Origin of the sequence: Ferribacterium limneticum, assembly GCF_020510585.1 — a bacterium.
Classification (GTDB): domain Bacteria; phylum Pseudomonadota; class Gammaproteobacteria; order Burkholderiales; family Rhodocyclaceae; genus Azonexus.
The window spans coordinates 2,168,884-2,183,398 of record NZ_CP075190.1; the positions used below are offsets into that span (position 1 = coordinate 2,168,884).

11 protein-coding genes are annotated in these 14,515 nt (G+C 60.7%); 3 read left to right on the forward strand and 8 right to left on the reverse strand.

The features are described from left to right. The first annotated feature begins 188 nt into the window (after positions 1-188). A complete protein-coding gene (locus KI613_RS10715; RefSeq protein ID WP_226405605.1) occupies positions 189-536 on the forward strand; it encodes a phage protein NinX family protein in 348 nt (115 codons plus the stop codon). On the opposite strand, the gene KI613_RS10720 is transcribed toward KI613_RS10715, so the two are convergent. From KI613_RS10720 to KI613_RS10750, 7 genes are all read right to left on the reverse strand, one after another. Continuing rightward, on the reverse strand, positions 530-3,625 hold the full coding sequence (locus KI613_RS10720) for an error-prone DNA polymerase (protein WP_226405607.1): 3,096 nt from the start codon (positions 3,623-3,625) through the stop codon (positions 530-532). The genes KI613_RS10715 and KI613_RS10720 overlap by 7 nt on opposite strands. 18 nt (positions 3,626-3,643) lie before the next feature. Beyond that, positions 3,644-5,113, reverse strand: a complete 1,470-nt coding sequence (locus KI613_RS10725; protein ID WP_226405608.1) for a Y-family DNA polymerase — start codon at positions 5,111-5,113, stop codon at positions 3,644-3,646. Beyond that, entirely contained in the window at positions 5,046-5,777 is a 732-nt protein-coding gene (gene imuA / locus KI613_RS10730; RefSeq protein WP_226405610.1) for a translesion DNA synthesis-associated protein ImuA, read from the reverse strand. Before imuA ends, KI613_RS10725 begins: the two co-directional genes overlap by 68 nt. Then, positions 5,774-6,379: a transcriptional repressor LexA gene (gene lexA, locus KI613_RS10735; RefSeq protein ID WP_226405612.1), complete on the reverse strand. Its 606-nt coding sequence runs from the start codon at positions 6,377-6,379 to the stop codon at positions 5,774-5,776. Before lexA ends, imuA begins: the two co-directional genes overlap by 4 nt. 98 nt (positions 6,380-6,477) lie before the next feature. After that, positions 6,478-6,708, reverse strand: coding sequence for a DUF3567 family protein (locus KI613_RS10740; protein WP_226405614.1), 231 nt, complete (start codon positions 6,706-6,708; stop codon positions 6,478-6,480). A 93-nt stretch (positions 6,709-6,801) separates the two neighbouring features. Then, positions 6,802-8,148: a deoxyguanosinetriphosphate triphosphohydrolase gene (locus KI613_RS10745; protein WP_226405615.1), complete on the reverse strand. Its 1,347-nt coding sequence runs from the start codon at positions 8,146-8,148 to the stop codon at positions 6,802-6,804. A 35-nt stretch (positions 8,149-8,183) separates the two neighbouring features. Next, the gene (locus KI613_RS10750; RefSeq protein ID WP_226405617.1) at positions 8,184-8,594 is read right to left on the reverse strand and encodes an acyl-CoA thioesterase; all 411 of its coding nucleotides are present in this window, start codon (positions 8,592-8,594) and stop codon (positions 8,184-8,186) included. Positions 8,595-8,681: 87 nt separating this feature from the next. Here KI613_RS10750 and KI613_RS10755 point away from each other — a divergent pair, with 87 nt between their 5' ends. Beyond that, a complete protein-coding gene (locus KI613_RS10755; protein WP_226405619.1) occupies positions 8,682-10,328 on the forward strand; it encodes an electron transfer flavoprotein-ubiquinone oxidoreductase in 1,647 nt (548 codons plus the stop codon). A gap of 89 nt (positions 10,329-10,417) precedes the next feature. After that, the gene (gene fabI, locus KI613_RS10760; protein ID WP_226405621.1) at positions 10,418-11,215 is read left to right on the forward strand and encodes an enoyl-ACP reductase FabI; all 798 of its coding nucleotides are present in this window, start codon (positions 10,418-10,420) and stop codon (positions 11,213-11,215) included. Positions 11,216-11,301: 86 nt separating this feature from the next. Here fabI and KI613_RS10765 read toward each other — a convergent pair whose 3' ends face one another. Continuing rightward, the gene (locus tag KI613_RS10765; protein ID WP_226405623.1) at positions 11,302-14,256 is read right to left on the reverse strand and encodes a PAS domain S-box protein; all 2,955 of its coding nucleotides are present in this window, start codon (positions 14,254-14,256) and stop codon (positions 11,302-11,304) included. Positions 14,257-14,515: the final 259 nt, after the last annotated feature.

Below are 14,515 nucleotides of genomic sequence, written 5' to 3' on the forward strand. Positions count from 1 at the left end.
ACATGATTTAGCTGATAGATTGCTAAATTCTCATGAGTTAAGCGCATTTATAAGACGCAACAGGATCCGTATATAACTAGATTGCGCGTTAAAGATGCCGAATTGGCGTGATGGAATAATTTGGGTGGGTATCTCGTTAACTGGGTATCGGTGAATTCATATCGAATTAACCTGTGAAAGGAAACGTGATGAGGGTTACCAGTCTTGATGGCGCGCTGCTCGATTTCTGGGTTGCTAAATCGGAAAACCTGAAGCTTCTGCCGGAGACGCCGGAAGATGGACAACGCCATGACAACGGAAGCGGATTTTGGCATCCCAATACTTTTCACCCGTCCACCGACTGGTCTCTGGGCGGCGCGATCATCGCCAACGACTGGTACGCCATCGAGGATGCGCTGATCGAGTGGTTCGGGCCACACTGGTCGTTCATCCAGTCGATTACCGAGTCGCCGCTGAAGTGGTTGATGCGGGCCTATGTGAAGACCAAATTTGGTGATGAGGTGGAGGAAGTCGCCGACAGCTTGCCGGTTCAGTGAAAATCCCGGCTCGACGTTTCGAGTCGGCCCAGCCAGGCCGAAAGATCGACCAGTCGCTTGGCGACGAGATGAACGACCTCGCCTTCGATCTGCAGTTGCCCGAAGATGCCGAGCAGCGTTGCACCGAGCAGTTCGCGGCGTTGCTTTTCGACGAGTTGCGGATGGACGACGACATTGACCAGCCCGGTCTCGTCTTCGAGCGTGACGAAAACGATGCCGGTCGCCGTGCCCGGCCGCTGGCGGCCGACGACGATGCCGGCGGCGCGGACCAGGGCGCGATGGCCGGCGGTTTTGAGATCGGCGGCCGTGACGAAGCGTCGCTCAAACAAATGTTGGCGGAGCAGCGTCAACGGATGGCGGCGTAGCGTCAAACCCAGGCTACGGTAATCGGCGATCAGGTTTTCGGCTTCGCTGGGCGTGGGCAGGTCGGTTTCCGGCTCGCTGATCGTTGTGCCGGTGAAGAGATCGCCCTGCACCGCCACCGCTGGCTTTTCCACGCCGGCTGCCCAGGCCGCCTGCCGACGGTGTCCAGCCAGGCTCTGCAGGGCATCGGCGGCGGCCAGTTGATCGAGGTCGCGGCGTTGCAGGCCGGCGCGCGCGGCGAGGTCGGCGATATTCAAAAATGGACGATTTTTCCGGTTGACCGTGGCAATGCGCTCGGCGACCGCCTGCGATAATCCACTGATCTCGCGCAGGCCGAGGCGGACGGCGCCGGTGTCATCGATGATGCTGTCCCAGTCGCTGACCGTAACGTCGGGCGGCAAAACGCTCACGCCATGGCGGCGTGCGTCCTGGATCAGCATCGACGGCGAGTAGAAGCCCATCGGCTGGCTGTTGAGCAGGCCGCACAGGAAGATGGCCGGATGATGGCGCTTGATCCAGGCCGAAACGTAAACGAGCAGCGCAAAGCTGGCGGCGTGCGATTCGGGAAAGCCGTATTCGCCGAAGCCCTGGATCTGCTGGATGATCCGTCGGGCGAAGCTTTCCGGCAGCCGGTTGGCGGCCATGCCGGCGAGCAGTTTCTGTTCGAAGGGCTCAAGGCCGCCTTTGCGCTTCCAGGCCGCCATCGCCCGGCGTAACTGGTCGGCCTCACCGGGCGTGAAGCCGGCGGCGACGACGGCCAGTTGCATGACCTGTTCCTGGAAAATCGGCACGCCGCAGGTGCGTTTGAGCACCTCATCGACGGCCGGCGTGATTTTCTCGATACGTTCCCTGCCCTGCCGCCGCTTGAGGTAGGGATGCACCATGTCGCCCTGGATCGGCCCTGGGCGGACGAGCGATACCTCGATGACCAGATCGTAGAAATTTTTTGGCCGCAGGCGCGGCAGCATGGCCATCTGGGCGCGCGATTCGACCTGGAAGACGCCCATGCTGTCGGCGTGGCAGAGCATGTCGTAGGTTTTCGGGTCTTCGGCCGGGATGTCGGCCATCTTCCACGGTCGACCGGAAAAATTGCCCAAAATCGAAAGCATGCGGCGGATGGCCGAGAGCATGCCGAGCGCCAGCACATCGACTTTCATGAGGCCGACGGCGTCGAGATCGTCCTTGTCCCACTGGATCACCGTGCGCTCGGGCATCGCCGTGTTCTCGACCGGGACCAGCCTGGCCAGCGGCCCGCGCGACATGACGAAGCCGCCGACGTGCTGGGTCAGGTGACGCGGAAAACCGCGCAACTGCCCAGCGATCCACAGCCATTTTTCGACGCGCGGCGAAGCCGGGTCGAGGCCCTGCTCGGCGAAGCGCTCGGGCAGTTGCTCGCGCTTGTCCCACCAGGCTAGCGAGGCGGTCAGGGCGTCGATGCGTGCTGTCTCGAAACCGAGCACCCGACCGGCATCGCGCAGCGCGCCCTTGGTCCGGTAGGTGATCAGCGCCGCGGCCAGCGCTGTCCGCTCGCGTGTGTATTTTTGGTAGATGTAGGCGATGACCTCGGGGCGGCGTTCGTGCTCAAAATCGACATCGATGTCGGGCGGCTCGCCGCGCTCCTTCGAGATGAAACGCTCGAACAGCATGCCCGAGCGATCCGGGCTGACCTCGGTAATACCCAGCGCGAAACAGACGATCGAATTGGCCGCCGAGCCGCGCCCCTGACACAGGATATCGACACTGCGGGCAAAGCAGACGATGTCGTAGACCGTCAGGAAATAGGCCTCGTATTTGAGCTCGGCGATCAGCGCCAGTTCATGTTCGATACGCTGTCGCACATCGTCCGGAATTCCGCGCGGATAGCGACGCAGCAAGCCGCGCTCGGTTTCGTGGCGCAACCAGGAAGTCGGCGTATGGCCTGCTTCGACGATTTCCTCCGGATATTCGTAGCGCAGTTCATCAAGCGAAAAGCTGCATAGATCGGCAATCTTCAGCGTTTCGGCCAGCAGCTCCGGCGGGTAGAGGCGCGACAGGCGCAGCCGCGTCCGCACATGCCGCTCGGCGTTGGGAAACAGCGCGTAGCCGGCGTCGAAAACCGTTGTTTTGAGGCGCAGCGCCGTCAGCACATCCTGCACCGGCCGCCGGGCCTTGACGTGCATATGGACGTCGCCGGCCGCTACCAGCGGTAGTCCGCAAACCGCGCCGAGTGCCTGCAGATCGGCCAACCGGGCAGCATCGTCCGGCCCGGCATGCAACTCGACGGTAATCCAGATGCGGCCGGGAAAACGCTCCGCCAGCCAGTGACCGTCGTCGACCGAGGCACTCTCGCCCGGCACCCAGAGCACGAGGCAATCGGGCACCGCGCCATTCGGCGACACGACATTGAGATCGTGCCGCTGCAACGCGTAAGCGCCCTTTTCCGCTCGCCGCCGGGCCAGCGTGATGAGCGCCGAGAGATTGCCGTAGCCCTCGCGGTTTTTGGCCAGGAAAACCAGCTTGAGGCCATCGGCAGTCGTCATTTCGCTGCCGACGATCAGTTTCAGCCCGACTTGTTTGGCCGCCTGATGCGCCCGCACGATACCGGCCAGCGAACACTCGTCGGCCAGCGCCAACGCCGCGTAGCCTTGCGCCGCAGCCTGCGCTATCAGTTCGCCCGGGTGCGAAGCGCCGCGCAGGAAAGTGAAATTGGAGAGGCAGTGCAGCTCGGCGTAATCGGGTAGCGACATGGTTTCACCCGCACCAGCTCAGGCGAACAGGCCGTGCAGGAACCAGCCGTCGGCGTTCCTGAAAACCCAGGCCCACTGGCCGAGCGGATTGCGCGCGACGAAATAGTCGCGCCGCACATCGCCGGTCGCTCCGCCCTCGCCTTCATCCCACCAGCCGCTTTCCAACCGCTCGGCGCGCGACAGCAGCTTGAGCGGGCCGTGCCATTGCGGGCTGCCAGCCCGTTCGGCCAGCGCCTGCGGTGTTGGCAGCAACCACAGCGGGCGCGCTCGGCTGGGATTTGCCGCCGCCGGATGGGATTTTCCTGATCCCACGGTCAACCGGAAAAAACGGCCAAAATTGAAATCCACTTCCCGCATCCCGGTTGCGCATTCGGGTCGGTAATCGGCCATCTCGCCCAGCGCCTGCACCGCCCCTTCGCCCAACCGGGCGCGCAGACGTTCCAGGCAGGCCAGCGTGCCCTCGCCGGCCGGCGCCTGCTCGAACAGATGGGCGCTGGCGCCGGGTTTGTCGACCAGTTCGTCTGCCTGCAAGCGCAAGGCTTCAACCGGTGCCGTGAGATGCAGCCGGGAAAGATGCTCGCGCAGCAGGCGGACGAAACGTCCTTCATCGGCCGCCGGTTCGGCGAAATTGAGGGCCAGCGACGTCGGCGGCCCGTCGTCGTGCGTCAGTTGCAGGGAGCAACGGCGGACCAGCAACTGACGGCCGTGCAGCCAGCCGGCCAGCGCCGCGAACAGACGCTGGCCGGCAAAAACCAGCGCCTCGGCATGCTCGACCCGCGATGGCAGCTCGATATCGATGGCGAAGCTTTCCGGAAAAACGAAGGATTTTTGTGGATCAGGCAGATCGCCCCAGGCGCGCAGCAGATCGTCGACCGGCCCGTTGCCAATGCGCCGCCGCAAACCGGCGCCGGGCAGTTTGCGCAGATCGCCCAGCCGCCGTAGGCCAAAGGATTCCAGCCGATTCGTCACTTCATCCGGCCAGCCGGGGATAGCGCAGGGCAAGGCGGCCAGGGCCGAGTGCATGGCGGCCGGTTCCGCATGAATCCGGCTGGCGCCGAACCGTGCCAACCAACGCGCCCCGACCGGCGTTGGCGCTACCGCCCAATGGGTCGAATAAGATTGTTCGGCGCAACCGGCGAGCACCGCCGTAATGATCGCTTCTACACCGCCGAACAAACGCAGGCAGCCGCCGATTTCGAGCAGCAGCGTATCCGGCGGCACCAGGCTGATCGTCGGCGTGAAGCGCCCGGCCCAGCAGGCAAGACTTTCCAGCGCCTGCTTTTCGCGGGCCGCGCAGCGTTCGAAAACGCTCAGCCCGGGTTGCAAGCCAAGCGCCGTGGACAGTTTCTGGCCAGCACAAACCCCGGCTGCCACCGCCTCGGCATCGCCTACCTGCACCCGCCCGCGCGCGACAACCGCGCTAGGCGACTGGCGCAGCGGCAGGGCCTCGAGCGGCAACAAGGGAAAGTGCAGGGCCAGCCACAGCACGCGAATTTCTCCCGGCGAATTGAACAGGACGAGGTATGGACAAGGCGAGCGGCCGGGAAACCGGCCGGCCGCGCCGTTTGATGATGCGCACCGACAGTTCGCTGTCGCCTTCTGCCGCACTCAGCATGACGCGCAGCGGTGCCGGCGACGGTACCCCGGCGGCGACGCTCGGCCGCCACAAACAGGCAAAAGCCGAACGCCCTTCGGCGGCGACCTGCAGGCGCCGCAAGGCGCGAGCATTGATATTTGCTTCCGGCCAGGCCAGCACGCCGGCAAAGCCGCCGCTGGCCAGCAGTTGTTCGACGCTCCAGGCGACGCTTTTGCCCGCCTTGACGACGACCAGCCGTTCCAGCGCCACGCCAGCCGCCGCCCAGGCCGGCGCATGCGGCAACCATGGCGGCGCCACCAGTGCCAGCCAGCCGCCGTCGGCCGACAGTCGGGCCAGCGCTGGCAGCAACAGGCTCATTTCCCCGACGCTGCTGCGGTCGACGAGAATTTCGGTCAGATTTCCCCGTGGCCAGCCACCACCCGGCAATTCGGCATCGAGTTCGGCATGACCGCTCGGGATGGCGCTTTCCGGCAGCGTGGCCAGCGTGTCGCCGCGCCAGACATCGCCTCTGGCCAGCACATCCGCCAAGGCAACCGGCAACGGCTGGGTATTCATGACAGCTTTGAAACGGCTCCGCGAATCAGGCCGACGGCGATGCCTTCAATGGCAAACTCGACCTCTCCGGGATTGACGATGATCGGTTGAAAATCGGGGTTTTCGGCGATCAGCTCGATGAAGCCATCGCGGTGTTGCAGACGCTTGACGGTAACTTCCTCGTCGATCCGGGCGACAACGATCTGCCCGTCGCGTGCTTGGTTGGTCTTGTGCACGGCGAGCAGGTCGCCATCGAACATGCCGATATCGATCATCGACGTTCCGCGCACTTTGAGCAGGAAATCGGCCTTGGGCGAAAACATGCTGGCATCGAAGGCGTAACGGCCCTGGACGTTTTCGACGGCAAGAATGGGCGAGCCGGCGGCGACGCTGCCAATCAGCGGCAGGCCAAGCTGTTCGACGAGCCGGATGCCGCGCGCCGAGCCAGGTTCGAGGACGATGGCGCCCTTCTTGGCAAGCGCCTTGAGGTGGTCTTCGGCGGCATTCGGTGAGGCAAAACCGAAGGCGCTGGATATTTCCATGCGCGTCGGCGGCGCGCCGAGCACTTCGAGTGTGCTTTTGATGAAGTCGAGAATTTCCTGCTGACGTGGCGTGAGTTTCATGGCCGGTCTCCGCTAAAAACCAATGACTGTATTTTTGTACAGTAACCGGTTTTTGGCAAGCGAAAATTCAGGTCAGGCCCAAGGAGGCCACAAGAAATTTAATGGAAGACGATGGGTTGGGCCGAGCTGCAATAGTCGTTGAGCAAGGCGTCGATGCTGGCTTCGTTACGCAGGCTGCCCGGAATTTTTTCCATCTCGAGGCGAAAATGCAGCGCATCCCCGCCTTCCAGGAAAAGCGTGCACAGTCGGAATTTGTCGAACAACTCGAAGCTGTGCTGTGCCGGGTAGGCCAGTATCCAGAAATGACTGCTGCTGTAGATGACATCCATCGCGCACCTCCGGGAAATTTGTTTCCCTGGGGGCCAGTAGATGGCGAACGGCATTTTTTCTGAAGTAACTAATTCACACCTTGAACAAGATTGTCAGGTCGGCAGATCGAAACCCTTCAACTTGCGGAACATGTCGACGGCGTAGGAATCGGTCATCCCGGCGACAAAATCGGCGACCTGAAGCAGGCGAATGTAGGGATCGGCATCCGGCTCACCGCCGTGACCAAGGAACTGCGTCGGCAGCAGCTTGAGCAGCATGCGCTCGCGGGTCGTGTAGCGGGCATGCCCTGCCCTCGCCTCGACCGCATTGGTAAATAACCCGAGCAAGGCACCGAGGACCTCGAAGCCGGCTGTTTCGATCTCGAGCGCCGGGCGGGCGGTGTAGATCGTTTCCTTGGCCAGCTTGAGAATGGCCTGCAGCGGATGGGCGATGGGCGAGCTTTCGAGCAGTTCGTCGTCGAACTTGCCGCTCAGGATGGCGTCCTCGTTTTCCAGGAAGACCGCCGCGGCGCTTTCGAGCAGGCAGCCGATGGCCTTGGCACGCAGGTATTCGAGGCGTTCCTTCGGATCATGCAGGCGATCCAGTCGGCTGCCGTTGATGGTGTTGCCGGCCAGATCGGCGAGCAGGCATTCGGCATCCTTGTAGGGCACGAAGCCGAGTCGGGCAGCATCTTCGAGATCGACGATGAGGTAACAGGTGTCGTCCGCCACTTCGACCAGAAAAGCCAGCGGATGACGGTGCCAGGCGGTATTTGGAATTCGCTCGATTAATCCGGTTGACCGTGCAACTTGCTGGAAATTATCGGCATCCTGCTGGAAGAAGCCGAATTTCTTGCCGCTCTTGCCATCCAGGTCCGTGTCGAGATGCGATGGGCGCGGGTATTTGGTAAAGGTCGCCAGCACCGCGCTGCTCAATTGCAGGCCGCCGGGGTTGGCCGGGCTTTGCAGCCGGCTGACGATGCGAAAGCCCTGCGCGTTGCCTTCGTAGCGCTCGAAGTCGGCTTTCTGTGCTGATGTGAATTGGTGGCGATCAAGCAAGCCGGAATGGCGGAACCACTCGCGGATGGCATCCTCGCCGGCGTGGCCGAACGGCGGATTGCCGATGTCGTGGGCCAGACAGGCCGCTGCAACGATAGCCCCGAAGTCGCCCGATTCGACATGCTGCAGGCCGTGCCGGGCGATGATCTCGCGGCCGACCACTGCCCCCAGCGAGCGGCCGACGCAACTGACTTCGAGGCTGTGCGTCAGGCGGGTGCGAACGTAATCGCTCTTGGAGAGCGGGAAAACCTGCGTCTTGTCCTTCATGCGCCGGAAGGCGGAGGTGAAGACGATGCGGTCGTAATCCTGCTGGAAGGCCGTGCGCTCTGCCGTGCCGGGCGCCTTGCCGGCCCCCAGGCGTTCGCTCGACAGCAGTTTTTCCCAGACTTTTCGTTTGCCCATGCTCTTTTGCTTCGACGATGCGATGGGCTGCGAGTTTACTCTGCTTCGAGCAAAGCCCGCACGTGATCAGGCAAAGGCACCGATTTTCCAGTCTGCGTATCCATCCAGACGACCTTGGCGGCCCCCTCGGCATAAATGCGCTCATCGCCTTCGATGCGCATTTCAACATAGGTCTCGCAGCTGGAACGGCCAATCGCGCCGACAAAGGTGCGCACCTCGACGGTTCCTGGATAATTCATCGGAATCAGGAAGGTACAGCTGGCGTTGATGATCACCGGCCCGGCGCCGCCCGGACGGACGGGAATATTCATTTCCTCGACCCACTCGACCCGCGCCTGCTCCATGTAGCGGAAATAGACGGTGTTATTGACATGCCCGTAGGCATCCATGTCGCCCCAGCGAATGGGCATCTTCGTGACGTGAATCAGCTTTTTCTTGTGGTTCATATACTTGAATACTAGAGTGGGGTTGATCAAAATATTTCCATACTGTACCGTATTGAAATCAAGTCAACAATAAAATCAGGAGACAGCATGCAGCGCGAATCCATGGAATTCGACGTCGTCATAGTCGGCGGCGGCCCGGCCGGCCTGGCTGCGGCGATCCGCCTGAAACAACTGGCGGCAGAAAAAGGAAGCGATCTGGCCGTCTGCCTGATCGAAAAAGGCGCCGAAATCGGCGCCCATATTCTTTCCGGCGCCGTCATGGATCCGCGTGCCCTGAGCGAGTTGCTGCCCAACTGGCAGACAGACGGCGCGCCGCTCAATGCCCCCGTCTCCGAAGACCGCTTCTTCATTCTCTCCGAAACCGGTGCCACCAAGGTGCCGAACAGCCTGCTACCCGACTGTTTCCACAACGAAGGCAATTTCGTCATTTCGCTGGGCAACGTCTGTCGCTGGCTGGGCGAACAGGCCGAGGCGCTGGGCGTCGAGATTTATCCCGGTTTTGCCGGCGCCGAAGTGCTGTTCGACGAGAACGGCGCCGTCAAGGGCGTCGCCACCGGCGACATGGGTCGCCTGCACGACGGCTCCGAAGGGCCGAATTTCCAGCTAGGCATGGAACTTCATGGCAAATACACCTTTTTCGCCGAAGGCTGTCGTGGCCATCTCGGCAAGCAGCTCGAAACCAAATTCAATTTGCGCGACGGTGTCGATCCGCAAACCTATGGCATCGGTCTCAAGGAACTCTGGGAAATTGATCCGGACAAGCACCAGCTTGGCCTGGTCATTCACAGCGGTGGCTGGCCGATGCAGCCGGATACCTACGGCGGCGGTTTTCTCTATCACCTGGAAAACAACCAGATCGCCGTCGGCTTCGTCGTCGGCCTTGGTTATAGCAACCCGCACCTGTCGCCCTACGAGGAATTCCAGCGTTTCAAGACGCATCCGGAAATCCGCAAGTTTCTTGAAGGCGGCAAACGCATCGCCTACGGTGCCCGCGCCCTGACCGCCGGCGGCCTGCAATCGCTACCCAAACTGACTTTTCCCGGTGGCGTGCTGATCGGTGACGACGCCGGCTTCCTCAACGCAGCTCGCATCAAGGGCTCGCACTGTGCCATCAAGACCGGTTCGCTGGCCGCTGAAGCCTGCTTCGCAGCACTGGCCGGCGAACGCCAGCGCGACGAATTGACTGCCTATCCAGAGTCATTTAAAAACAGTTGGTTGTACGATGAACTTCATAAAACACGTAACTTCAAACCGTGGATGAACAAGGGGCTGGCGCTCGGCTCCATCATGTTCGGCATCGACCAGGTGGTGCTGCGCGGCAAGGCGCCGTGGACGCTGCACAATCGCACGCCCGACCACGCCAAGCTGAAGCTGGCGGCTGATTGCGAGCCCATCGCCTATCCGAAGCCGGATGGCGTCATCACCTTCGACCGCCTATCCTCGGTCTTCCTGTCCAGCACCAACCACGAGGAAGATCAGCCCTGTCACCTGCAATTGAAGGATGCCAGCGTGCCGATCGCTGTCAATCTGGCGCAGTACGACGCGCCGGAACAACGTTTCTGCCCGGCCGGCGTCTATGAAATCCTGCGCGACGAAAGCGGCGCCAATCCGCGTCTGCAGATCAACGCCCAGAACTGCGTGCATTGCAAGACCTGCGACATCAAGGACCCGACCCAGAACATCAACTGGGTGGTGCCGCAAGGCGGCGAAGGCCCGACTTACCCGAATATGTAAGCCAAACCCCGGAAACCGTGTTCGCATAACGCGAATCACTGTTTCCCGGTTTATAATCCTGCGGCTAAACCCCTTAGGGAGAACAACACATGGGCTTTCTCGCCGACAAAAAAATTCTGATCACCGGACTGCTGTCCAAGCATTCCATTGCCTATGGCATTGCCAAGGCCTGCCACCGTGAAGGGGCTCAACTCGCCTTCACCTACCAGACCGAGCGTTTCGAAGACCGCATCAAGAAGTTCGCCGCTGAATTCGGCAGCGACATCACCATTCCCGTCGACGTCGCCAGCGACGAGCAAATCGACAACCTGTTCGTCGAACTGGCCAAGCACTGGGACGGCCTCGATGGACTGGTTCATTCCATCGCCTACGCCCCGACCGAAGCCATCGAAGGTGATTTCCTGAACGGCATTTCGCGCGAGTCCTTCCGTATCGCCCACGAGATTTCGTCGTACAGCTACCCGGCGCTGGTCAAGGCTGCCCGTCCGATGATGCAAGGCCGCAAGAGCGCCGCGCTGGCCCTCTCCTACCTCGGCGCCGAACGCACCATGCCGAACTACAACACCATGGGCCTGGCCAAGGCCAGCCTGGAAGCGGCCACGCGCTACCTGGCTTTTTGCCTCGGCCCTGAAGGCATTCGCGCCAACGCCATCTCGGCCGGTCCGATCAAGACGCTTGCCGCTTCCGGCATCGGCAACTTCGGCAAACTGCTCGCCTACAACTCGCACAATGCCCCGTTGCGTCGCAACGTGACCATTGAGGAAGTCGGCAACGCCGCCGCCTTCATGCTGTCCGATCTGGCCAGCGGCATTACCGGTGAAATCCTCTACGTTGATGGCGGCATGAACACTACCGCGCTGGGCAACGCCGACCCGCTGCCTGCCTGATCGATCGTCACTGGCGGCTTCTACGGTCAACCGGGAAAAACGTCAAAAATTAAAAACGCCGACCCGGTTAATTCCGGTCGGCGTTTTTATTTGGGCTGTTTGCTCGTCAGATGCTGCCGGACGACGCTGGCCAAGGCATCAATATCCACCGGTTTGGCGACATGGTCGACCATGCCGGTGGCAAGGCACTTTTCGCGCTCTTCGCTGAAGGCGTGGGCGGTCTGGGCGATGATGGGGAGGTCGGGGTAGACCGCCAGTATCCGGCCTGCTGCTTCGTAGCCGTCCATTTCCGGCATCTGCAAATCCATCAGGACAACATCGTAAGCTTCCCTGCCATCACGCAGCACGCGCTCGACCACCTCCTGGCCGTTGTCGACCATCACGACAAGCGCCCCGCATTCTTTCAGTGCCTCTTGCAGCACTAGCTGATTGATCTTTTCGTCTTCGGCGACAAGGATGGAGATACCCGCCAGCGACTTTTTGGCCAACTGCGCCGCGTCCTCCTGCCCATTGCCATTCTGGATATTTCTCGGTTCCGGCTTGATGTAAGGAAAGCGAAACTCAACACTGGTCCCGGCGCCAGGCTGGCTGGAAACCTGGATATCACCATTCATCAACTCGAGAATACGTTTGCTGATGGCCAGGCCAAGACCCGTGCCGCCAAATTTCCGGCTGGCCGACGCATCGGCCTGCTGGAAGGGATTAAACAGCGCCTCGAGCTGCGTAGCATCCATTCCTATACCGGTATCGGCAATCTTGAATACCAGCCAGTCGTTCTCAAGCGAAAGTGACAGTCGGACACGACCAGCGGCGGTGAATTTGACCGCGTTGGAAAGAATGTTGAGCAGCACCTGCCCCATGCGTAATGGATCGCTGATACAAGAGCGTGGCAGGTCGGGTGCCAGTTCAACCTGAAGATCAAGCTGCTTGGCCTCGGCCCGATCACGAAGCAGATCGAGCGAATGCTCAACTATCTCGGCAAGTACGACCTCGGTCTGTTCGATGCGCAGCTTGCCGGCCTCAATCTTGGAAAAATCGAGAATGTCATTGATCACGCCGAGCAGGCGGTTGCCGGAAAGCTGGATCTTGGCGAAGGCATCGCGTGCCTTCTCGGTATTCTGGACATTGCGGTAACCGATCTGGGCAAAACCCAGCACGCCATTGAGCGGCGTACGAATCTCATGGCTCATGTTGGCCAGGAATTCGCTCCTCACCCGGGCCAGGTTTTCAGCCGCAACCAGAGCTTGCTCTCTGGCCTGTGCGGCTGCACGCTGGATGCTGACATCGACAAAACTGGTCACTGCGCCAACGATAACGCCATCCTGCAGCATGGGGTGAGTCGCGTACATCACCGGAACAGGATGGCCATCGGCACGCCAGTACACCTCATTGTCGACACGAACATTCTGACCGAGCCGCAAAGCGTTGTAGCTGGGACATTCGGCGGGAGGGTACGGCGAACCATCCGGCCGGCTGTGGTGGAGAAGCCCGTGTGCAGCGCGACCAATCACCTGCTCGGCGACATAGCCCAGGATCGCGCAAGCCGCGGGGTTGATGAAAGTGATGACGCCATCGCAATCGATCCCGTAGAGGCCATCAGCGCTGGAATGCAGGATGTGGCTGGCCCGCGCCTCGGTCTGCATGAGTTCGGAGGTGCGCTGCTGAACGAGCCCCTCAAGATGACGCTGATGCCGTTCCAGTTCGGCTTCGATTTGCTTGCGTCCCGAGATGTCCCTGAAGACATTGACCGCTCCAGTAATTTCCCCGTCCCGTTCAACGGGTGAAACCGTGAATTCGACCGGAAAAGAGGTGCCATCCATGCGCCAATACAGGCTGTCGCTGACATGTCGCTGCTCACCGTCATGCAGTGTCTTGAATACTGCACAGTCGGCGCAGGGAACGAGATTGCCGTCTCCATCGTGGTGATGCGTCAAGGCATGGAGATCGAAGCCGACCCCCTCCCCCTCGCTCCAGCCAAACATTTTTTGCGCCGCCGGATTGACGAAAACCACCTTGCCATCCAGATCGACCCCACAGATACCTTCGGCGGCCGATGACAGGATCAGTTCGCTCTGCCGCCAGGCAGCTTCCGTAGCGCGGTTCGACGCCTCCAGCTTGGCGGTGTATTCGGCATCCTGACGAAGCAGTGCTTCCTGGTCTGCCTCACTGCGTTTCCAGCCACGGCTGATCAGGATCGTTGAAATCAGGGTTACCAGAAAAAATAGGCTGCTCAGACCGACGATGCCCAGCGAGTCGTTCCGCCAATCCGCCAGATAGTCGTCGTCGGCCAGACCGACGATCAAATAGAGCGGATATTGATCCACCTGGCGGAAATGGAAGGTTCTGGAAATCCCGTCCACCCCTGAACGGGTATGGTACTGGGCGACGCTTTTGTCTGAATTGAGCAGAGCTCGCAACTCGGCGGACGGTCTGCTGCGGCCGACAGTGGCGCCATGGGAATCCGCTTTCGTGTAGCGGGCAATCAGATTGCTTTTATCCCACAACCCAACATTCCCACGTTCCCCAAGATCAACCTTGGAAAACATGGCAATAAAATTATTGACCGAAACCGCCACATGAACATCTCCTGCGAATGATCCGTCAGGGTTGTTGATGCGCCGGCCGAGGGTAATCATCCATTTTTCGGCAGCCCGTCCCATGATCGGCGCTGAAAAGACCAGCCCGGCTTTTGGATCATCGCGCAGGCGAATGAATTGTGGACGATCAGCGATGCTGGCATTGCGCACCTTCACATCATTGACCGCATAGCGGATGATGCCTTGGGCATCGACGACGCGCAGCCCCAGCGCTTCCGGAATCAGGGCATCCTGATGCGCCATGAATGACTCCAGCGCCTTCTGGTTGACTCCCCCACTAGCCATCTGCCGGGAGATCTCGTCACTGAGTACATGTAACGAGAGATCGATCTTGCTGATAAAACCGGCAAGACTTTCTTCCAGAATTCTTGAGTAACTTTCGGTCAAGGTAACCGCCTGGGCTACCTTCTCGGCGCGGTTTTGCTGGATTACCAGAACGGTCATGCCGATCACGAACAAATTAATCAAGCAGACGCCAAGCCACAGCAACCGAATATAGCCATGGCGCCTCTTGGTGGACGCGATCAAGCCTGGATAACCTGTCATACCCGTTCCTGAGCTGTTGCGTTTCGGGGTGCTCGTTCCAGGAAACCGGCAAGATCCGCTTCCCTTGAGCATCTACCAACTGCGAGGAGAATAGCATTCCCCTTATTGAGCGCCTACGGAGATTGCTGTGAAATGGCATCTGAAAATGAAAAAAGCG

Bases quoted from the DNA above. Each gene is read 5' to 3' on its own strand.
- lexA (WP_226405612.1), bottom strand. From the start codon at position 6,379: ATGAAACTCACGCCACGTCAGCAGGAAATTCTCGACTTCATCAAAAGC.
- fabI (WP_226405621.1), top strand. From the start codon at position 10,418: ATGGGCTTTCTCGCCGACAAAAAAATTCTGATCACCGGACTGCTGTCC.
- KI613_RS10765 (WP_226405623.1), bottom strand. From the start codon at position 14,256: ATGACCGTTCTGGTAATCCAGCAAAACCGCGCCGAGAAGGTAGCCCAG.
- KI613_RS10740 (WP_226405614.1), bottom strand. From the start codon at position 6,708: ATGGATGTCATCTACAGCAGCAGTCATTTCTGGATACTGGCCTACCCG.
- imuA (WP_226405610.1), bottom strand. From the start codon at position 5,777: ATGAATACCCAGCCGTTGCCGGTTGCCTTGGCGGATGTGCTGGCCAGA.
- KI613_RS10720 (WP_226405607.1), bottom strand. From the start codon at position 3,625: ATGTCGCTACCCGATTACGCCGAGCTGCACTGCCTCTCCAATTTCACT.
- KI613_RS10745 (WP_226405615.1), bottom strand. From the start codon at position 8,148: ATGGGCAAACGAAAAGTCTGGGAAAAACTGCTGTCGAGCGAACGCCTG.
- KI613_RS10750 (WP_226405617.1), bottom strand. From the start codon at position 8,594: ATGAACCACAAGAAAAAGCTGATTCACGTCACGAAGATGCCCATTCGC.
- KI613_RS10715 (WP_226405605.1), top strand. From the start codon at position 189: ATGAGGGTTACCAGTCTTGATGGCGCGCTGCTCGATTTCTGGGTTGCT.
- KI613_RS10755 (WP_226405619.1), top strand. From the start codon at position 8,682: ATGCAGCGCGAATCCATGGAATTCGACGTCGTCATAGTCGGCGGCGGC.